This window comes from Conservatibacter flavescens, assembly GCF_002795425.1.
Classification (GTDB): Bacteria; Pseudomonadota; Gammaproteobacteria; order Enterobacterales; family Pasteurellaceae; genus Conservatibacter; species Conservatibacter flavescens.
Window position 1 is genome coordinate 95,837 of record NZ_PHHA01000003.1, and the last position, 18,272, is coordinate 114,108.

The following is an 18,272-nucleotide window of genomic DNA, read 5'->3' on the forward strand; positions in this document are numbered from 1 at the left end:
TACTAATATTGTGCCCAACTTAATTTATTTAATGCAAAATTGCGCTCAAATGGGTCAATACTAAGCCCTTGCAAGTTTTTACTTGCTGCGATATTTTGTTGATAAAACACAATTGGGGTAATAGGGCGCTCAGTATAAATAATTTTTGCAATCTCCTGTTTTAAATCCCGTTGTTTTGCTTTATCAGTCGTCATTTGCAAGGTATTTAATGCTTGATTAAGCGACTCACTTTGCCAATTCATTACCCCCCAATCCCCTCCATTAGGAGAAAAATCGGCTAATAACACCCCCATAGGATCAGGAATCATGCCATAATTACGTCCATATAATGCCATTTCTAATGAACCATCTTGATGACCCGCAGGAATATCAGAAAAATTGCTAATTGATACATTCACATCAACGCCTATTTGTCTCCATTGATTTTGTAATGCTGTTGCAATAATAGGTAGCTCTGGACGATCAGAATAGGTCTTTAAGGTAAATTTAAACGGTTTTCCTGCTTTTTGTAACATACCTTGAGCATCTTCAGTAAAACCTAACGCAATAAGATCTGCTTTAATTTGCCCAAAATTAGGCTGTTGATTTTCCACGCCTAAACGCCAATCCGCAAAAGCATTTGGGAATAATTCTTCAGCCATGCCATTTTGGATACGTAATACAGATTCCGCAATCCCTTTACGATCAATAGCTTGGCTTAATAACTGCCGAATTCGTATATCTGAAAATAAAGGATGTTGACCATTAACTTTATACTGAATTGTTCGTGCAATGGACTGAGATTGAACCTGTAAATTCGGGTCTTGCAATAGACGTTGAGTACTTGCAGGATCAAGGTTAAACACTAAATAATTAGGATTACTTTGTACTAATAAAGTACGTGTTTCACTGCGGCTATTAGCAAGATAGGAAACCTGTTTAATTTTTGCTTTTTCTCCCCAATAATCAGCAAATGCAACTTGTTCTATTTTTTGTGGTGCTTCAATGTTAACCACTTGATAAGGCCCTGTACCTATAATTTGATGAATCTTATTTTTCGAGTCAAAAGATGTTTGTGATAAAATCCCTGCTGTTGAGTGGGTAAGATAAGCGGGAAATGCGATTAATCCTTTTCCTAAAGTGATTTGTACAGTTTTGTCATCAAGTGCGATTATATGTTCAATCAGTGCGGATTTTAATACCGTAGGCTTCGTTAATGCTACCGTTAAACTTTTTACAACATCTTCCGCTGTAAGCATGGAACCATTATGAAATTTAACGTCCGGGCGCAGCATAAATGTCCACACTGTTCCATCTTGATTATTTTGCCAACTCTCCGCTAATCCGCCAATTAAAGTACCATCAGGCAATACCTCAACTAAGGTTTCGACTAACTGCATGCGTTGGAAAAGATAACCAGATTTACTCAAATCAAGGGAAGTGATTTCCCATGGCGCCACAACGACTAATTCTTTTGTTTTTTCTACCGCACTTTGTGCTTGCGTAACATTTTTTTCACCACAAGCCACCAAAAATAATGTCATCAACAAACTATAAAATAAGGTTTTCATTGTGTTAAATATCCTTTGGAATAAAAAGAGTGGTGAAATTTAACACAGAATTATCCACTTTGCATTAATTATTTTTCAATGAAAAATAAGTTATATTTAAATTAGCTTTATTTCATGCAAAAAATCCCTCATACTATCGCACTTTTTAATTCTACTATATCAATTTTTAAGGAAATAACATTATGTCAGCGACTAAAGACAACTTCGCTAATCCAGGTCCATTAGGCTTATGCGGCTTTGCATTAACTACGTGGTTATTATGTTTAATCAATGCTGGAATTTTTGATTCTCAAAGCTTAGGCCTTGTATTAGGTATGGCATTTGCATTTGGTGGTTCAGCACAAATGATCGCCGGAATGTTTGAATTCAAAAAAGGCAATACTTTCGGTTTTACAGCCTTTATTAGTTATGGTGCATTTTGGTGGTCTTGGGCATTATTTGTCACATTTTTCAAAGAAAATGTTCCAGCGACCTTTGTCGCTTGGTACTTAGGAGCATGGGGAACATTTACCCTTATGATGTTCTTAGCAACATTCTCCAAACCAAAGGCCTTATCCGCTATCTTTTTCTTCCTTACTTTAACATTCTATGCCCTTGCTATTGGCGATGGAACGGGTAATCATAGTATTGTGAATATTGGCGGTTATTTAGGTTTAATCACTGCACTTTGCGCTTTTTATCTAGCCGCAGCAGAAATACTTAATGAATCTTACGCTAAAACTATTTTGCCTATTGGTGAAAGAAAATAGTGTCTTATTCAATAAAAATAGGCGAATTCCATCGCCTATTTTTATAAATCAAACACATCGCCATCACGTAAAATATGTTGATTCCCTTTGCGACGTAAAAACCCACAACGGTCATAATATTCTATTAATTGCACAGTCACTTTACGTCCAAAATTCAATTCATCACGTAATTGATTCACACTGATTGAACCTTGTTTAGCGATAATTTTTTTGATTAATTTCGCATATTGATAAATAGTTTCAGTTAGCATAAAACGATCTTTTACAATAGGAGTTAAATAGCCTAATTTTCCAGCTTTATATAAAAAATTACGCATGATTGATTCTTCCACTGCAAGAGTATTACCTAACTCACGTACCCAAAGTGCCTGTCCTTGATATTGTATAAATTGTTGCTCAGTTTGCTGCCATAATTCAGCTTCTTCGTTAGAAAATTGAATTTTATGATCAGGCGTATGAATCCAACCCCGAGTTTGTTCCAATTCCTTTTGTAGCAACATTTGATCAATAAAATGATAAATTAACTTTTCTGGCTGATTAATTGCCGCAATACGATACAAACGCGCTTTACTTAGCCCTAATTGGTCACCATGCTGTGCATGATAATTTGAAAGAGCGGTCAAAATTTTCATTTTTTGTTGACCCACAAACTCTTCATTAAAACACCAATCTTGGTAATGAAGATCACCATTTTGGCGCAAAATATCCGCTAATTGTGTGGAATTTAACTGTTCCGTCCAAGCAATCTGTTTAATAGGAATAGCTCGTTGCTGAAGATAGAGTTGAATTCGTTGTTCTGCCGTATCTGCTTGAACTAATTTTTTCAAAAAATTTAACCGCTCTTCACTGCGTTTATGGCGCTTTGGCGAATAAATTTCTACCACTTTCGCGCCTGCGATAACACTTTTAGCATCACCACTTCGCAAAATTAATTTATCGCCATAAGCTAAAAACAATGGTTTGTCTAAAATTAATTCTGCTAACCCTTGCTCATACGGTTGAAAAGATTTCCCTGTTAATAAATTTAATTTACCTACAGTACGGCTTGCCGCATGGTAGATATGTACAGGTTGATTCTCATTTAAATGACTTTCAGCTTCTAACCACAAAGTTACTCTATCTGTTGCGACCAATGGCTCTTCCGTTAATAACCAATCGCCTCTCTCAATCTGCGTACGATTTAGATCAGCAGAAATATTTAATGCCAAACGTTGCCCTGCAAGACCCTGTTTACTTGCTACATTTTGTGCATGAATATTTTTTACCCGCACTTTTTCACCGGTGGAAAGATAAAGCTCATCATCAATATTCACTTCTCCGGAAAATGCCGTTCCTGTGACTACCGTTCCAGCACCTTTTACAGTAAAAACGCGATCAATAGCATAACGAAAAGGTTTATTCCGTTGTGCTAAATTCGGTAATTGGCATAAATAATCACGCAATGGTTCGATACCTTGTCCCGTTTGGGCTGAGGTGATAAAAAATTTGGCTGAATCTAAAAAAGGATAATATTGTTGCAATTGGTGTTCAAGCGTATCAATTTGCGTTGAACCTGCACGATCCGCCTTAGTTATCACCACGATAATTTGTTCTATTTGCAACAAACGCAAAATGGTTAAATGTTCCTGTGTTTGGGGTTTAATCCCTTCGTCAGCGGCAACAATCAACATAGCATAACGAATCCCGCCTAAACCCGCTAACATATTAGCAAGAAATTTTTCATGACCCGGTACATCAATAAACCCTAAAACCTTATCTCCCACAGGCAAATAAGCATAACCTAAATCAATGGTCATACCGCGTTTTTTTTCTTCGGGTAAATGTGCGGTATTTGTTCCTGTTAACGCTTGAATTAATGCGGTTTTGCCATGATCTACGTGGCCACTGGTAACTATAATCATAATTTCTCCACTGTTGTCAGCAAATCTTCCATATTCGCTACACTACGCAAATCTAACCAGATTTTATCTTGTTCAATACGCCCGATAATGGGTTTCGGTAAGCCTTTAAACTGTGCTAAAAGTGCGGTCAATTTTCCTGAATTTTTAGGTGCAATAGTCACAGCAATAGAAGGAATCTTAGCCATCGGTTGTGAACCACTACCAATTTGTGCCAAACTTTCTTCTAACTGCAAAGAAAAATCCGAACTTAGTCGTTTTTCTAAGCTTATTTTCAACTGTGTTGCATACTGCTGTAATTGTTCTATAGGTTGAGTAAGTAAATGCAACGTTGTGAGTTTTTCACTCAATTTTTCAGGTTGTAAATATAAACGTAGTGTCGCTTCTAACCCAGCTAAAATCACTTTGTCACAACGTAATACACGTTTTAAAGGGTGGGCTTGTAGTTGATCAATCAGCGCTTTTTTACCCACAATAATCCCTGCCTGTACGCCACCTAATAATTTATCCCCTGAGAAAGAAACTAAATCCACACCTTGCAGAATTTTCTCCTGTACCGTTGGCTCATAAGGCAGACCATATTGGCGCAAATCAATTAATGCCCCACTGCCTAAATCACTGATGACTGGAATACCATTTTCCTTGCCTAAGATCGCTAATTCATCTTCATTTACCGCTGCAGTAAATCCACAAATTTGGTAATTACTGCTGTGTACTTTCATTAAAAATGCAGTATTTTCGTTGATTGCTCGTTGATAATCTTTTAGATGAGTTCGATTGGTTGTTCCCACTTCCACTAAATGACAACCGGCCTGTGCCATAATATCAGGAATACGAAATGCGCCACCAATTTCAATCAATTCACCACGCGAGATAATGACTTCCCGATCCTTAGCAAAAGTAGCTAACATTAATAAGACTGCTGCTGCATTATTGTTTACGATACACGCAGCTTCAGCCCCTGTTAGTCGACATAATAATTCACTAATATAATTATCCCGATGGCTACGTTTTCCTTCTTCTAAATCATATTCTAATGCAACGTTATCTTGCATCGCGCTAAGTGCTGCTTGTTGTGCTGATTGTGGCCATAACGCACGCCCTAAATTAGTATGTAATACCGTTCCCGTCAAATTATGTACAGATTTGATTTGTACCTGTTGTTGTATTTGTAAACGAGAATTTAACTCAGCAAATGTCAGTTCTGTAGAAGAAAAAAAGTGCGGTAATTTTTGTTGATTTTTTATTAAATCACGACCAATTTGTAACAATTCACGACAAATTGCAACACATGCACTATGCCCAAATTGCGCAACAAGTTGTTCACCTTGAGGCATTTTTAAAAGTTTATCGACAGAAGGAAGTTGTTGATAAAGATTGGTCATGTTTATTCCTATTAGTCACATTAATCTAGTTAAACATTCGTAAAATTCATTGATTAAGATTTACTATACTACACTATCAGTTATAATTTAAAACATTGTACCTATTACTTTTTTAATTTTAGAGGTTTACCATGTCCAATTGGTCTGACGGATATCTTACTGATATAAACTATACTTATGGCTATTATAAAGAATTATCGCCAAAACATATTATTGTGCCTCTATTACTAGAAGGAATTGCAGTACCTGAAATCAAAAATGCTTGTGAATTAGGTTTTGGACAAGGTATATCTATCAATATTCATGCTACTGCTGGAACGGCACAATGGTATGGCACTGATGTCAATCCTGCTCAAACTGCTTTTGCCCGTGAAGTTGCAAAAAAAGCAAATAACGATGCAATACTGACTGATCAATCCTTTGCGGAATTTTGTCAACGTGATGATTTACCTGAATTTGAATATATCGGCTTACATGGTATTTGGTCATGGATTAACGACGAAAACCGCCATATTATTGTTGATTTTATTCGTCGTAAATTAGCTGTCGGTGGCATATTATACATTAGCTATAATTCTTTGCCGGGTTGGGCGGCGACTTCTCCAATTCGTCATTTGATGAATATATGGAATAAAAATATGGCATCATCTACCGATGACTATAAAGATCGTGTAGAAAGAGCAATGCACTTTGGCGAAAAAGTGTTGGCCCAAAGCGTAGGTTTAACCCAAAATTCGGCTGAAATAAGCAATTTCTTAAACGAATTAAAAAACAAAAACTTTCGCTATCTCGCTCATGAATATTTAAATCAAAATTGGCAGCCAATGTATTTTACTGAAGTGTCAGATTATCTTGAACCGGCCAAATTATCTTATGTTTGTTCAGCTAACTATTTAGAAGACTTTTACGATGTGAATTTCAGCTCTGAACAAGCTCAGCTTTTTGATAGTTTACCAGCACAAGCTCGTGTGCGCCAAACCACAAAAGACTACATGCTCAATAAGCGCTTCCGCCGAGATTTATGGGTAAAAGGTGGGTATAAATTAAATCCAAAACGCTTAAATATGTTACGTGGGCAATTAAAATTTATGTTGATAACAGAGCGTGATAAAGTGTCTTTATCTGTGACACATCATCGTCAAGCACAGCTTTACCCTGAACAAATTAATTCTATTTTAGATATTTTGGCCGATAAAAAACCTCATAGTGTTAATGAAATTTGGGAAGCTGTGAATAAAGAACATATTGTTAATGAACAATTGTTATTTGTGTTATTAACTCTCCTTTATACGAAACAAGACCTTGTTTTAGTACAAGAACAAGAGCAAATTGATAGTGTGAAAGAGAGATGTCATGCACTTAACCAATACTTATTTGAATTAGCACAAAGTAGTTCTGAGACTCCTTATTTGGCAAGTCCTGTTACCGGTGAAGCCGTAATTTGTGGACAAATAGATGCATTATGTGCATTTGGTGTAACTAAAGGATTAAAATCACCAAAAGAGCTAGCTAAATTTATTTGGGATATTTTTAAACCACAAGGTACTGCATTACGTAAAGAAAATAAAATCTTACAAACCGATAAAGAGAATCTTGCAGAGCTTGAATCTTTAGCTGACAAGTTTAATAAGGAAACATTACCAATGTTACGACAATTAGGTATTATTGCTTAAAATTAAACAAATGCTATTAAGAGTCGGATTATCCGACTCTTATTATTCTTATTGAAACAAAAGAAAATTTAGGTTAAAGTGCGGTCACTTTTACAGATTTTTCCATACGGAAGGTCGTCGTATCCGGTGATGCGGCAGGACTTCAAATCCTGTTAGGGCTGCCAGCAGTCCTGGGTGGGTTCGACTCCCATGACTTTCCGCCAACTCTCATTAACATCTATATTCCCATTGCACGTTGCTTTATAAATTCAGGTAAATCTTCAGAAATCACTCGGCTAGACATCATTTCTTTGATCATTGTGCCACGAAAAATCGCTTCTTGAGCGACTAGGCCTGTAAAATGCGTATTAACCGTATTTGTCCAAATTTGTAACCAAACATCAAAATGGCGATAAGTTAAAGGAATCCGTTCATGTAATTTAATGTGTTTTAACATAGGATTTCCATCATAACTATTTTCTGCCAATAACAAACTTGACCAAAAACGATACATTTTATCTAAATGTTTTTCCCAACGGTTTTCTACAATGTAATCAAAAATATAACCAATTTCAGGATCTTGACGTACCACTTTATAAAATTCTTGAACTAATAACTCAATATCCGCTCGAGATTCAATGTCTTTTTTCATTTTTTCTCCAAATTCTACTTTTACTCAATAAGCTTCCCATATTATAACGATTAACACGTGCTAATATCTGCAAAATTTGCTATAATTCCGCACAATTTATGTAAATAAAATAGAGAAGAAATATGTCGAACGAAACCCCTGATTCTTATGGTGCATCCAGTATTAAAGTATTAAAAGGTCTTGATGCTGTACGCAAACGTCCTGGTATGTATATTGGTGATACAGATGACGGCACAGGTTTACACCACATGGTTTTTGAGGTAGTGGACAACGCCATTGATGAAGCATTGGCAGGTCACTGTAAAGATATTATTGTTACTATCCATTCCGATAACTCAGTTTCTGTGCAAGATGATGGACGTGGTATCCCTGTGGGTATTCATGAAGAAGAAGGTGTTTCTGCGGCAGAAGTCATTATGACTGTATTACACGCAGGCGGTAAGTTTGATGATAATTCTTATAAAGTATCAGGCGGTTTACACGGTGTTGGTGTATCTGTAGTTAATGCTTTATCAGATAAATTACAACTGACCATTCGCCGTGAAGGTCATGTGCATGAACAATTTTATAGCCTTGGTGAACCAAAAGCGCCATTAAGTATTATAGGTGATACTGAACTAACAGGGACAACCGTACGTTTTTGGCCAAGCCCAACCATTTTTACCAATATAGAATTTGAATATGACATTTTAGCAAAACGTTTACGTGAGCTTTCTTTCTTAAATTCTGGTGTCTCTATCAAACTCATTGATAAACGTTCGGATAAACAAGATCATTTTCACTACGAAGGTGGAATTCAGGCATTCGTAGAATATTTAAATAAAAATAAAACGCCGATTCATCAAAAACCTTTTTATTTTTCTGCAGAAAAAGACGGAATTGGTGTGGAAGTTGCATTGCAATGGAATGATGGCTATAACGAAAATGTCTATTGTTTTACTAATAATATTCCACAACGAGATGGCGGAACACATTTAGCCGGTTTTCGTGGCGCACTCACCCGTGTATTAAATAAATATATGGAAGATAATGCTGCTGGTAAAAAAGAAAAAAATAAAGTTGCGACTTCTGGTGATGATGCGCGTGAAGGTTTAGTCGCGATTGTATCTGTAAAAGTACCAGATCCAAAATTTTCTTCTCAAACCAAAGATAAGTTAGTGTCATCAGAAGTAAAAGGTGCTGTTGAATCCGCTATGGGCGAACGTTTCCAAGATTACTTATTAGAAAACCCAAATGACGCTAAAATCGTAGTCAGCAAAATTCAAGATGCTGCTCGCGCACGGGAAGCTGCTCGCAAAGCGCGTGAAATGACTCGTCGTAAAGGCGCGCTAGATTTAGGTGGTTTACCTGGTAAATTAGCTGATTGCCAAGAACGTGATCCTGCTTTATCTGAATTATACTTAGTGGAGGGGGACTCAGCGGGTGGTTCAGCAAAACAAGGACGTAATCGTAAGAATCAAGCAATTTTGCCTTTAAAAGGGAAAATCCTTAATGTAGAAAAAGCTCGTTTTGACAAAATGTTGTCTTCACAAGAAGTCGCAACCTTAATAACGGCTTTAGGCTGTGGCATTGGGCGAGATGAATATAATCCCGATAAATTGCGTTATCACAGCATAATTATTATGACCGATGCGGATGTTGATGGTTCTCATATTCGTACACTACTATTAACATTCTTCTACCGTCAAATGCCGGAATTAATTGAGCGTGGTTATGTGTATATTGCTCAGCCACCGCTATATAAAGTCAAAAAAGGTAAGCAAGAGCAATATATCAAAGATGATGAAGCAATGGCGCAATACGAGCTTGCAATTGCTTTAGAAGATGCTTATTTATATGTGAATGAAAATGCACCAGCAATGAGCGGATTACAATTAGAAAAATTAGTATCCGAATTTAACGGTGTACAAAAAATGATTGCGCGTTTATATCGTCGTTATCCTTCCAGTATTCTTAACGAATTAATTTATCAGCCTGCATTAACAACTACTTTGATGCAAGATGAAAGTGCGGTAAAAAACTGGGCAGAATCCTTAGTTAAGGCGTTAACAGCTAAAGAAACAAGTGGAAATCACTATGCTTATAAGGTGAATTTTAATACTGAACGCCGTTTATATGAAGTCACACTTACTGTGCGTACTCACGGTATTGATACCGATTATTACCTTGATTTCCAATTTGTTGAAGGTAATGAATATGCTCGTATTGTAAAATTAGGCGCACAATTGCATGATTTATTAGATGATACCGCTTATGTTATGCGTGGTGAACGCAAACTTGCAATTAGTTCATTCAAACAAGCTATTGACTGGTTAGTTAAAGAATCCCGTCGTGGACTGACTGTTCAGCGCTATAAAGGATTAGGTGAAATGAACGCTGATCAACTTTGGGAAACCACTATGGATCCTAATGCACGTCGTATGTTAAAAGTTTCGATTAAAGATGCGGTAGCCGCCGATCAACTTTTCACAACCCTTATGGGTGATGAAGTTGAGCCTCGTCGTGAATTTATTGAAACGAACGCCTTATATGCTAACTTAGATATTTAATTTTATACCCCACTTCGGTGGGGTTATTTATAGCTTATGAATTTTCCAACTATTGATATTATTATTCCAGTTTATAATGCTGAAAAAACCTTAATGCGAGCGGTAAAAAGTGTATTAAATCAACCGCACTTTGGGCAATTATGGTTAATTGACGATTGTTCCAAAGATAATAGTTTTACTCTAATGCAACAATTAGCTAGCCAATATCCTCATAAAATCCAAATTGAACAAATGCCAAAAAATGTTGGCCCAGCTAAAGCTAGAAATTGGGGCGCATTACAGAGCCAATCAGAATTTATCGCTTTTTTAGATGCTGATGATGCTTATGAACAAGATGCATTGGAAGTTGCAAGCAGTGTATTTGCTTTTCGCCCTGAAATCAGCGTTGTACGCCTTGCCTTAACGCCTGTTGATTTAGCTGAACGCTACGCTAAACATCCTAATTTCGACTATGCTTGGCAACATATGCGCATGACTACTGCAACCAATACTGTATTTCGTCGCGCATTCTTTTTGGCTTGTGGTGGTTTTCCTCAAGATGATTTATTTGCCCAATTTGGTGGTGAAGATGGAGCATTGGGTATTGCCACCACTAAAATCAATACTGTGGCCACTTTATTCAAGGAAAAAGGGGTATTACATTATTGCCGAGAAGGTATGCATGCTGAGCGTTTACTTAACGCTATTTTGTTCCAACAGGCAGATACCAATATTCAGCCGGAACATTATCAACAAGCAGAAGCTATCACCGAGCGTATTTGTCATGAAATAAACCAACTAAAAATAAGTTTAAATACAAAAACAGGCATTCAGCCTTTAATTTTAGAACGCAAATAGGACATGATATGAAAAAACAAGTTTGTATAATCACAGGCAGCACATTAGGCGGCGCTGAATACGTTGCTGAGCATGTGGAAGATTTATTGCAACAACAAGGTTTTAAAACTCACTTAATACATGGTGCCAATTTTGATGAAGTCGTTAATGAAAAAATTTGGTTAATCGTCACATCAACTCACGGTGCCGGAGAATTACCCGATAATTTAAAACCTTTATTTGAACAATTAGAAGAAGAAAATACTGAACTCTCTGATTTGTTTTTTGCGGTTATCGGATTAGGAAGTTCAGATTATGATACTTTTTGCCATTCTGTAGACTATGTCGAAAGCGTATTACAAGATAAAAAAGCATTTAAAATATGTGAATCCCTACGCATTGATGTAGTAAAAGAATTTGACCATGACCAATGCGCTGAAAACTGGCTACCTAATTTTGTTCAATATTGGCAAGCATAAATACTGACTAAAGCCCATCAAAAATGGGCTTTTTTATTTTATAAAAAATACTTCATTTATCACACATTAGGGCTGTGGATAAGTTAATAAAAACTTGTAAAAAACCTGTTTTTAACCAAAGAATAACTTTTTAAATTCCACTTAATGTGGATAACTTACCTTGTTATACACAGGAAAAACCGATCAAAAATAAACGATCTTCACACAGTTAGAAGATCCTTAACTCATTAATTTAAAAAAGGAAAAGGATCTTATCCACACAGATCCTTCGATCTTATAAAAACAATAATAAGATCTTTATATATAAATAGATCTATTTTTTATTTTCTCAGCTTCACAAAGATCATATATAAAATTATCCATTAAATCTGCTTTTAAGCCTTATCAAATTTAAGTAGAATACTAAAAAATTTTCGATCTAAGCAAAGATCAATATTAAGGTTATTATGTTTTATACTGAAAATTATGATGTGATCGTAATCGGTGGCGGTCATGCTGGGACAGAAGCGGCTTTAGCACCGGCTCGTATGGGATTAAAAACCCTCTTACTTACTCACAATGTAGATACGTTGGGACAAATGTCTTGTAACCCTGCTATTGGTGGGATCGGTAAAGGACATTTGGTAAAAGAAATTGATGCTATGGGCGGTTTAATGGCAACTGCAGCCGATCAAGCAGGGATCCAATTTCGCACTTTAAACAGTTCTAAAGGACCTGCGGTGCGAGCTACTCGCGCACAAGCTGATCGGGTTCTTTATCGCCAAGCTGTGAGAATAGCCCTTGAAAATCAACCTAATTTAGATATTTTCCAACAGGAAGTGACCGATGTGATCTTAGAACAAGATCGCGCAACTGGTGTGGTCACTAAAATGGGATTGAAATTCCATGCAAAAGCGGTGATCTTAACTGCTGGAACATTCTTAGCTGGTAAGATCCATATTGGTTTGGAAAATTATGCAGGTGGTCGTGCAGGAGATCCGGCTGCTACTATGTTAGCTGATCGTTTACGTGATCTGGGATTACGTGTAGATCGCTTAAAAACGGGTACACCGCCACGTTTAGATGCTCGCACCATTAATTTTGATATTTTGGCTAAACAACATGGTGATGACATATTACCGGTATTTTCATTTATGGGATCTGTTGATCAACATCCGCGTCAAATTCCATGTTTTATTACGCATACTAACGATCAAACTCATGAGGTGATCCGTAATAATTTGGATCGCAGCCCTATGTATACAGGGGTGATCGAAGGGATCGGCCCACGTTATTGCCCGTCTATTGAAGACAAAGTAATGCGTTTTGCTGAGCGGAATTCTCACCAAATTTATCTTGAACCTGAAGGGTTAACTTCCAACGAAATTTATCCAAACGGAATTTCCACCAGTTTGCCTTTTGATGTTCAAATGAAAATTGTTAATTCCATGAAAGGTCTGGAACAAACTCGAATAATTAAGCCGGGTTATGCTATTGAATATGATTATTTTGACCCACGTGATTTGAAACCGACGTTGGAAACCAAAGCTATTCAAGGATTATTCTTTGCCGGTCAAATTAATGGCACAACCGGTTATGAAGAAGCTGCGGCTCAAGGTTTACTTGCCGGTATTAACGCAGGTTTATTTGTGCAAGAAAAAGAAGCTTGGTATCCACGTCGTGATCAGGCTTATACTGGTGTGTTAGTAGATGATTTATGTACGTTAGGCACAAAAGAACCATATCGTGTATTTACTTCCCGTGCAGAATATCGTTTATTGTTGCGTGAAGACAATGCGGACAGTCGCTTAACACCAATTGCGCATGAATTAGGCTTAATTGATGAAAAACGTTGGGCACGTTTTAATCAGAAAATGGAGAATATTGAGCAAGAACGTCAGCGTTTACGTAGTATTTGGTTACATCCGCGTTCTGAGCATTTAGAAGAAGCTAATAAAGTGTTAGGCTCGCCACTTGTACGTGAAGCCAGTGGTGAAGATTTATTGCGCCGTCCTGAAATAAATTATGAAATTTTGACCGCACTTTCTTTATTTCAACCACCACTTGCTGATAAGGAAGCAGCGGAACAAGTAGAAATTGCAGTGAAATATCAAGGCTATATTGAACACCAATTAGAAGAAATAGAAAAACAAAAACGCCATGAAAACACCGCTATCCCAGCTAATTTTGATTATAGTTTAGTATCGGGATTATCCAATGAAGTTCGCGCGAAATTAGAACAACACCGCCCAGTATCAATAGGGCAAGCTACGCGTATTTCAGGTGTTACCCCTGCGGCAATTTCTATTTTATTGGTGAATTTGAAAAAGCAAGGAATGCTGAAGCGAGGGGAATAATGGTTGAAAAACGTTCACAACAGCGCTTTGAAAATTATCATAAAGCAGTTCATCATTTAAAGCGAGCTATAGAAGAAAATGCAAATACAAATTCAGATTTGATCAAAGAAGGGATTATTCAACGCTTTGAAATCACACATGAATTAGCATGGAAATTGATGAAAGATATTTTGATCGAAGCTGGTGAGCGAGATGTTTTGGCATCTAGAATTGCGACTAAACGGGCCTATAATCTAGGGTTGATAAATCAGGGTGAAGTATGGATGGAAATGATTGAAAGTTGTAATCGCACTGCCCATACTTATAATGAATTGATTCTAGAAACCGAATTTAACAAGATTATTAAACAGTATTTGCCTTTATTTATCGAATTTGAGCAACGGGCTCAAGATTTTTTGTAGAGACAAGCAATGATGTTTGGGCTAACACAACGAGTAATAGATAAAATCAATACGGTTTTTATGGCTTATCCTGAAGTAGAAAAAGTGATTATCTACGGGTCCCGTGCAAAAGGGACTTTTAGGGAAGGTTCAGATATTGATCTAGCTATGATAGGTGAACATTTAAACGAAAATTTGCGTAGCCGGATTTATTGGCAATTAGATGATTTAGATACACCTTATCTATTTGATTTATCGTTATTGAGTTCAATAACAAATGAAAAACTCATTGCTGATATTAAACGAGATGGTCAACCTTTTTATATAAAAAACAAAGAAAATGAATAAGTTAGAAATACAACTAGCGGAAAAATTAGAAATTCTTTTAAAACAGACCGCACTTTCCGTGACCGATCAACAAAAAAATCAGCTAGTTAGGTTAGTGTTGTTGTTACATAAATGGAATAAAGCTTACAACTTAACTTCCGTGCGTGATCCAATGGAAATGTTAATCAAACATATTTTGGATTCATTAGTTGTTAGTCCTTATTTACAAGGTAGATATTTTATTGATGTGGGTACAGGTCCCGGCTTGCCAGGCTTGCCATTGGCTATTATTAATCCGGATAAACAGTTTGTCTTGTTAGATAGTTTGGGTAAACGAATCAGTTTTATCCGTAATGCTATACGTGAGTTAGGACTAACCAATGTGACTCCTATATTAAGTCGAGTGGAAGAATTTAATCCCGATCATCAATTTGATGGTGTATTAAGTCGTGCATTTGCTAGCCTTAAAGATATGACTGACTGGTGTCAACATTTGCTTGCAGAAAGTGGCGTTTTTTATGCTCTAAAAGGTCAGTATCAAAGGGAAGAGGTTGAACTATTAACAGCGCAATATAGTGTGGAACAAGTGATTGAATTAGCCGTCCCAGAATTGGTGGGAGAAAGGCATTTAGTGTGTATAAAACATACAAAATAGAGTTTTTTATTCCGGTGTTAATTTATTTTTGAAAGAATTTTTGAAAAATGTTAACTAGATAACAATTTTTCTTTGTTTTGCTAGTTGAATAACATAAATAGTTACGTATAATCTCTACGGTTATTATTGTAAGTGTATAAAGTGTTTAAATTATGTCGAGAGTGCTAAATCAAACGAAGAAAGTCTATCGACAGGTTATGTTCAAAGAAAGCATATTATTATTGGTTATTTCTTTTTTACTAAGTATCTACCAACTTAATAATGGACTCTCTTTTTTCTTTGGCGCATTAGCAAGCTTTATTCCGCAGGTAATTTTAATTTTATTTGTTTTTTTTCGTGGAAAGTCACAACAACAAACAAATAAAATGACCGTACTTTATCAAGGCGAAGGGTTAAAATTTATATTAACGATAGTGCTTACCGCTATCATTTTTATATATTATTCAGCTATCCATTTTGGATTTTATTTTGCTGGTTTTTTGAGCTTCCTTTTCTTGAATATTGTTTTGCCAATGATATTTTTTGCAAAACAGCGAAAAAATGAATTTATTAATTAATTTCAATAGGATTAGTTTATGGCAGATCTTTCATCTGAATTAACAGGGACAAGCTATATTCAGCACCATTTACAATTTCTTACTACTGGAGATTCTTTTTGGTCTGTACACCTTGATTCCATTTTCTTTAGTGTTGTATCAGGTTTAATTTTCTTAGCTGTTTTTCGTAGTGTAGCAAAGAAAGCAACCGATGGTGTGCCGGGTAAATTACAATGTTTTGTTGAAATGATCGTGGAATGGGTTGATGGCATTGTGCGAGAAAACTTCCATGGCCCACGTCTTATGGTTGCACCATTGGCAATCACTATTTTTTGCTGGGTATTTATTATGAATGCCTTTGACTTAGTTCCGGTAGATTATTTACCTGAAACCGCAAAAATGTTAGGGATTGATTATTTGCGTGCTGTGCCTACCGCTGATATCAGCATTACTTTATCTTTAAGTATTGGTGTATTTTTCTTGATTATTTTATATACGATTAAATCAAAAGGATTTGGTGGTTTTGTAAAAGAATATACGCTACATCCTTTTAATCACCCTTTACTTATTCCTGTTAACTTAGTACTTGAAACTGTTACCTTATTAGCAAAACCGATCTCATTGGGTTTCCGTCTGTTTGGTAATATGTATGCGGGTGAGTTAATTTTCATTCTTATTGCTGTGATGTATGGAGCTAATGGATTAATCGCAGCGCTTGGTGTGCCATTACACCTTGTATGGGCGATATTCCACATTTTAGTTATCACGTTACAAGCCTTTATCTTTATGATGTTAACAGTAGTATATCTAAGTATGGCTTATAACAAAACAGAGCATTGATAATGTTTAAAGTGCGGTAATTTTTATCTTTTTATTGTTACCGCACATGTATTTATTTTTTACTTTAATTAAAACCGACCTTTGGGTCATTTCCTTTCAATCTAAATGGAGAAAACTATGGAAACTGTTATTACCGCAACTATTTTTGGTTCAGTAATTTTAATCGCTTTTGCTGCACTAGGTACAGCTTTAGGCTTTGCTATTTTAGGTGGTAAATTCTTAGAGTCATCAGCTCGTCAACCTGAATTAGCAGGAAGCTTACAAACTAAAATGTTTATTGTAGCAGGTCTTTTAGATGCGATTTCTATGATTGCTGTTGGTATTGCATTACTTTTCATCTTCGCAAACCCATTTATTGACTTATTATTATAATAAGCCGAGTTGGATTACGTTTTAAAACATGCTTGTTATAACAAGCTAATTACCAACTCGAGGAGGACGTTGTGAATTTAAATGCAACATTAATTTGGCAGACGGTCGCCTTTGTTCTATTCGTACTATTTTGTATGAAGTTCGTTTGGCCACCGTTGATTAAAGCCATTGAAGATCGTCAGCGTAAAATAGCTGACGCCTTAGCCTCTGCCGAAGCTGCTAAAAAAGAGCAAGCAGATACGAAAGTATTGGTTGAGCAAGAAATTACTCAAGCAAAAATTCAAGCTCAGGAAATTGTAGATTTAGCCAATAAACGTCGCAATGAAATTTTAGAAGACGTTAAAACCGAAGCGGAAGCATTGAAAGTGAAAATTATTGAACAAGGTTATGCGGAAATTGAGACCGAACGTAAGCGTGTTCAAGAAGAATTGCGCACCAAAGTGGCTTCATTGGCTATTGCAGGAGCAGAGAAAATTGTGGGTCGCACCGTTGATGAAGCGGCAAACAATGACATTATTGATAAACTAGTTGCAGAACTGTAAGAAGGAAGGGCTTATGTCAGAATTTACTACTATAGCTCGCCCTTATGCAAAAGCTGCATTTGATTTTGCCGTTGAACATAATGCCATTGAAAAATGGACAACCATGTTGAATTTTGGTGCGGAATTAGTTAAACAGCCTGAATTGGAAAATATTTTATCTGGTTCGTCATCTGCGTTGAAAATTTCAGATACCATCATTTCAATTTGTGGTGAACAATTTGATCAATACGGGCAGAATTTTATTCGTGTAATAGCTGAGAATAAACGTCTTAATGCGTTACCAGCTATTTTTCAGCAATTTTTAAATTATGTTGCAGAATACCAAGCAACTGCTGAAGTTGATGTCATTTCAGCTCAACCGTTGAATGATGAACAACGGAAAAAAATTGCACAAGCGATGGAAAAGAAACTTGCTCGTAAAGTTAAACTAAATTGCAGCGTGGACAGCACATTAATCGCAGGTGCAATTATTCGTGCAGACGATATGGTTATTGACGGTTCAAGTCGAGGTCAATTAACTCGTCTGGCAAATGAGTTGCAATTGTAAGAGGAAT

At 36.4% G+C, this 18,272-nt stretch carries 18 protein-coding genes and 1 tRNA gene; 15 read left to right on the top strand and 4 right to left on the bottom strand.

The annotated features are described in order from the left end of the window. Positions 1 to 2 precede the first annotated feature (2 nt). Positions 3 to 1,550: an ABC transporter substrate-binding protein gene (locus CVP05_RS02410; RefSeq protein ID WP_100287973.1), complete on the bottom strand. Its 1,548-nt coding sequence runs from the start codon at positions 1,548 to 1,550 to the stop codon at positions 3 to 5. A gap of 182 nt (positions 1,551 to 1,732) precedes the next feature. Here CVP05_RS02410 and CVP05_RS02415 point away from each other — a divergent pair, with 182 nt between their 5' ends. After that, positions 1,733 to 2,299 carry an acetate uptake transporter gene (locus CVP05_RS02415; protein ID WP_100287974.1) on the top strand — a complete coding sequence of 189 codons (567 nt, stop codon included), beginning with the start codon at positions 1,733 to 1,735 and terminating at the stop codon, positions 2,297 to 2,299. A gap of 41 nt (positions 2,300 to 2,340) precedes the next feature. On the opposite strand, the gene selB is transcribed toward CVP05_RS02415, so the two are convergent. Continuing rightward, a complete protein-coding gene (gene selB / locus CVP05_RS02420; RefSeq protein WP_100287975.1) occupies positions 2,341 to 4,200 on the bottom strand; it encodes a selenocysteine-specific translation elongation factor in 1,860 nt (619 codons plus the stop codon). After that, complete coding sequence (selA, locus tag CVP05_RS02425; protein WP_100287976.1) at positions 4,197 to 5,582, bottom strand: L-seryl-tRNA(Sec) selenium transferase; 1,386 nt, start codon at positions 5,580 to 5,582, stop codon at positions 4,197 to 4,199. The genes selB and selA overlap by 4 nt, the downstream gene beginning before the upstream one ends. A gap of 131 nt (positions 5,583 to 5,713) precedes the next feature. Here selA and CVP05_RS02430 point away from each other — a divergent pair, with 131 nt between their 5' ends. Together CVP05_RS02430 and CVP05_RS12565 are read left to right on the top strand one after the other, a co-directional pair. Then, complete coding sequence (locus tag CVP05_RS02430; protein WP_100287977.1) at positions 5,714 to 7,255, top strand: class I SAM-dependent methyltransferase; 1,542 nt, start codon at positions 5,714 to 5,716, stop codon at positions 7,253 to 7,255. 108 nt (positions 7,256 to 7,363) lie between these two features. Next, positions 7,364 to 7,458, top strand: a tRNA-Sec gene (locus CVP05_RS12565). Positions 7,459 to 7,472: 14 nt separating this feature from the next. On the opposite strand, the gene CVP05_RS02435 is transcribed toward CVP05_RS12565, so the two are convergent. Then, positions 7,473 to 7,886, bottom strand: coding sequence for a group III truncated hemoglobin (locus CVP05_RS02435; protein WP_100287978.1), 414 nt, complete (start codon positions 7,884 to 7,886; stop codon positions 7,473 to 7,475). A 122-nt stretch (positions 7,887 to 8,008) separates the two neighbouring features. On the opposite strand from CVP05_RS02435, the gene gyrB reads away from it, so the two are divergent. From gyrB to atpH, 12 genes are all read left to right on the top strand, one after another. Beyond that, complete coding sequence (gene gyrB, locus CVP05_RS02440; protein ID WP_100287979.1) at positions 8,009 to 10,435, top strand: DNA topoisomerase (ATP-hydrolyzing) subunit B; 2,427 nt, start codon at positions 8,009 to 8,011, stop codon at positions 10,433 to 10,435. A 36-nt stretch (positions 10,436 to 10,471) separates the two neighbouring features. Next, positions 10,472 to 11,272: a glycosyltransferase family 2 protein gene (locus CVP05_RS02445; protein ID WP_100287980.1), complete on the top strand. Its 801-nt coding sequence runs from the start codon at positions 10,472 to 10,474 to the stop codon at positions 11,270 to 11,272. A gap of 8 nt (positions 11,273 to 11,280) precedes the next feature. Beyond that, on the top strand, positions 11,281 to 11,730 hold the full coding sequence (gene mioC / locus CVP05_RS02450; RefSeq protein ID WP_100287981.1) for an FMN-binding protein MioC: 450 nt from the start codon (positions 11,281 to 11,283) through the stop codon (positions 11,728 to 11,730). A 446-nt stretch (positions 11,731 to 12,176) separates the two neighbouring features. Then, a complete protein-coding gene (gene mnmG, locus CVP05_RS02455) occupies positions 12,177 to 14,066 on the top strand; it encodes a tRNA uridine-5-carboxymethylaminomethyl(34) synthesis enzyme MnmG (protein WP_100287982.1) in 1,890 nt (629 codons plus the stop codon). Continuing rightward, complete coding sequence (locus CVP05_RS02460) at positions 14,066 to 14,467, top strand: nucleotidyltransferase substrate binding protein (RefSeq protein ID WP_100287983.1); 402 nt, start codon at positions 14,066 to 14,068, stop codon at positions 14,465 to 14,467. Before mnmG ends, CVP05_RS02460 begins: the two co-directional genes overlap by 1 nt. A gap of 12 nt (positions 14,468 to 14,479) precedes the next feature. Beyond that, on the top strand, positions 14,480 to 14,794 hold the full coding sequence (locus tag CVP05_RS02465; protein ID WP_279324773.1) for a nucleotidyltransferase domain-containing protein: 315 nt from the start codon (positions 14,480 to 14,482) through the stop codon (positions 14,792 to 14,794). Further along, the gene (gene rsmG / locus CVP05_RS02470; protein WP_100287985.1) at positions 14,787 to 15,428 is read left to right on the top strand and encodes a 16S rRNA (guanine(527)-N(7))-methyltransferase RsmG; all 642 of its coding nucleotides are present in this window, start codon (positions 14,787 to 14,789) and stop codon (positions 15,426 to 15,428) included. The genes CVP05_RS02465 and rsmG overlap by 8 nt, the downstream gene beginning before the upstream one ends. A 197-nt stretch (positions 15,429 to 15,625) precedes the next feature. Further along, entirely contained in the window at positions 15,626 to 15,985 is a 360-nt protein-coding gene (locus CVP05_RS02475; RefSeq protein WP_165773111.1) for an ATP synthase subunit I, read from the top strand. An 18-nt stretch (positions 15,986 to 16,003) separates the two neighbouring features. Then, positions 16,004 to 16,804 carry a F0F1 ATP synthase subunit A gene (atpB, locus tag CVP05_RS02480; RefSeq protein WP_100287987.1) on the top strand — a complete coding sequence of 267 codons (801 nt, stop codon included), beginning with the start codon at positions 16,004 to 16,006 and terminating at the stop codon, positions 16,802 to 16,804. A gap of 117 nt (positions 16,805 to 16,921) precedes the next feature. Then, entirely contained in the window at positions 16,922 to 17,176 is a 255-nt protein-coding gene (gene atpE / locus CVP05_RS02485; protein ID WP_100287988.1) for a F0F1 ATP synthase subunit C, read from the top strand. A gap of 71 nt (positions 17,177 to 17,247) precedes the next feature. Next, positions 17,248 to 17,718 (top strand): F0F1 ATP synthase subunit B, encoded by a 471-nt coding sequence (atpF, locus tag CVP05_RS02490; protein WP_100287989.1) that lies wholly within the window; start codon positions 17,248 to 17,250, stop codon positions 17,716 to 17,718. A 13-nt stretch (positions 17,719 to 17,731) separates the two neighbouring features. Further along, complete coding sequence (gene atpH, locus CVP05_RS02495; protein ID WP_100287990.1) at positions 17,732 to 18,265, top strand: F0F1 ATP synthase subunit delta; 534 nt, start codon at positions 17,732 to 17,734, stop codon at positions 18,263 to 18,265. Positions 18,266 to 18,272 lie beyond the last annotated feature (7 nt).